Origin of the sequence: uncultured Veillonella sp. (genome assembly GCF_963534045.1) — a bacterium.
Taxonomy (GTDB): Bacteria; Bacillota; Negativicutes; order Veillonellales; family Veillonellaceae; genus Veillonella.
On sequence record NZ_CAUSQT010000101.1, the window covers coordinates 1 to 2,608 of the forward strand.

Here is a 2,608-nt window from a genome sequence, read left to right on the forward strand (position 1 = left end):
TATTCCCTTACATCTTCATTACTATCGCATGTGGTGCGTTATCTGGTTTCCATACGGTTATCGCAACAGGTACAACACCTAAAATGCTTACTAATGAAAAAGAAATCTTACCTATCGGTTATGGTGCGATGTTAACAGAAGGCTTCATCGCTATGATGGCGTTGATCGCAGCCACTGCATTGCATCCAGATGATTACTTTGCTATTAACTCCACAGTTGAATCCTTTAAGGCATTAGGACTTCAAGTTCATGAATTGCCAGCATTGTCCGCAATGGTTGGGGAAGATTTGATGCACCGTCCTGGTGGTGCCGTATCCCTTGCAGTAGGTATGGCTCATATCTTCTCTAAATTGCCTAACATGTCTCACTTGATGGGTTACTGGTATCACTTCTGTATCATGTTCGAAGCATTGTTCATCATGACTTTGATCGATGCTGGTACTCGTGTAGGTCGTTACTTACTTCAAGAATTATTAGGTCATTTCCATCCTAAATTCAACGACCAACATTGGACTCCTGGCGTTTATGGTTGTGCAGCTTTAATTTGTATTTTGTGGGGCTACCTAGTTCTACAAGGTAACATCGGTATTATCTGGCCTCTATTCGGCGTATCTAACCAATTATTAGGTACTATGACATTGGCTGTAGGTACTACTGTTATCATGCGACTTGGTCACAAACGTTATGCATGGGTAACAGGTATTCCTTGTATCCTCATGGCTATCGTTGCTATCGCTGCCGACTTTGAAAACGTATTTAACAGCTATATCCCAGCTGGTAAATGGATCCTAGTAGCGTTCAGTGCTGCTATGTTCCTCATGATCCTCATCGTATTAGTAGAGGCTATACGTAGCTGGATTCGCTTATCTAGCATGCCTCAAGACTACCGTACACAAGCTGAAATTGAAGCTGAAAGCCTTGTAAAATACGGTAAAGAAGTAAAAGCATAATATTATTATTGCAATATATAAAGTGCACTCACCTTTGTGAGTGCACTTTTAATTTATAGTGTTATAGAGTTTTATGTATTTTATCGTAAGCGGCATTGTAGAAATTCTATAGAATTCATTGACATATATAATAATCTAATATAGGATGTTAGTAGTGATGTATATTACTACAACAAAATAGTTAGGTAACGGCGCCTAGTTTTCAGATTATTCTGAGGCTAGGTGCTTTTGTTATGAAAGGAGTTTATTATGATGGAAATCGACACAGGTAATACAGCATGGATACTCGTGGCGACGGCCATGGTGTTTTTTATGACACCAGGGCTTGCGCTATTTTATGGAGGCATGTCTCGTAGTAAAAACGTGCTTAGCACTATCATGCAGAGCTTCTTTCTGATTGGTGTGATTTCCGTAGAATTTATGCTCATAGGCTATACATTGATCTTTGGTGACGATGTACATGGTATTATTGGTAGCCTCAATAAAATTGGTCTTATGGGCACAGAGAATAGCATCATGGAAGGTGCGAATATCCCAGAAATGGCATTTATTGCATTTCAATGCATGTTTGCTATTATCACACCAGCTATCATGAGCGGTTCTATTACGGGACGTATGCGTTTTGCACCCTTTGTAGTATTCGCTGTGATTTGGTCCGTACTCATTTATAATCCTATGGCCCATTGGGTATGGGGTGGTGGATTCCTCGCCAATCTAGGGGCACTCGACTTTGCAGGCGGTCTTGTTATCCATGTATTGTCTGGCGTATCAGGTCTCGTGCTTTGTTTACTCTTAGGTCGTCGCCGCGGTTATGGGCGTATGCCAATGTTGCCGCATCACTTACCAATGACCGTCCTCGGCGGTGCCATGTTATGGTTCGGTTGGTTCGGCTTTAATGCTGGTTCTGCTCTAGGGGCAGGTCCCTTGGCTGCAAATGCAGTGTTGACGACGCAAATGTCTGCTGCTATCGGCATCGTTGGTTGGGTGTTGGTAGAACGATATCACCGTGGTAAACCGACCGTGTTAGGTGCTGTATCTGGTGGTGTATCTGGCCTTGTTGCTATTACGCCAGCAGCTGGTTTTGTAACACCTGTAGCAGCGATTCCAATCGGTTTTATCGGCGCCATCTGTTGCTATGTGGCGGTCGCAATTTTAAAGAGCAAGTTTGGCTATGATGATTCACTCGATGCCTTTGGTATTCATGGTGTAGGTGGTATGTGGGGTGCTATTGCTACCGGTTTGTTTGCTACAGTCAGTGTAAATCCTGATGGTGCAGATGGCCTATTTTATGGTGGTAACTTGCTCATTCCTCAACTGATTTCTCTCGTTGTAGCCATTGCTCTTGCTATTATAGGCACAATTATTATCTTCAAGGTAGTTAGTCTATTTATGGATATGCGCGTTAGCATTAGTGCCGAATCTTTGGGTATCGACATTAGTGAACATGGCGAAGGTGCGTATAATCAATCTGAATTTAAGAGCAGTGGACGTTTTATTACCTCTGACCAACATTCCTTGGTATAAATTATTTTTTGTGAAAGCTAGCTTTCACAGATGGTACAATAGATGTAATGAAAACGCAGATGAGGTGATACTATGAAACGGATGAAGAAAGTAGATATCATTGCTCGGGCAGAGCAATTAGAAGATTTAAAAGA

The 2,608-nt window shown here is 41.9% G+C and carries 2 protein-coding genes; both read left to right on the forward strand.

The window, feature by feature from the left end:
- Nucleotides 1-950, forward strand: a 950-nt coding sequence (locus tag RYP29_RS08860; RefSeq protein ID WP_311533205.1) for a carbon starvation CstA family protein, incomplete at its 5' end; no start/stop codon positions are given.
- A 249-nt stretch (nt 951-1,199) separates the two neighbouring features.
- A complete protein-coding gene (locus RYP29_RS08865; RefSeq protein WP_311533207.1) occupies nt 1,200-2,474 on the forward strand; it encodes an ammonium transporter in 1,275 nt (424 codons plus the stop codon).
- Nucleotides 2,475-2,608: the final 134 nt, after the last annotated feature.

Bases quoted from the DNA above. Each gene is read 5' to 3' on its own strand.
- RYP29_RS08865 (WP_311533207.1), top strand. From the start codon at position 1,200: ATGATGGAAATCGACACAGGTAATACAGCATGGATACTCGTGGCGACG.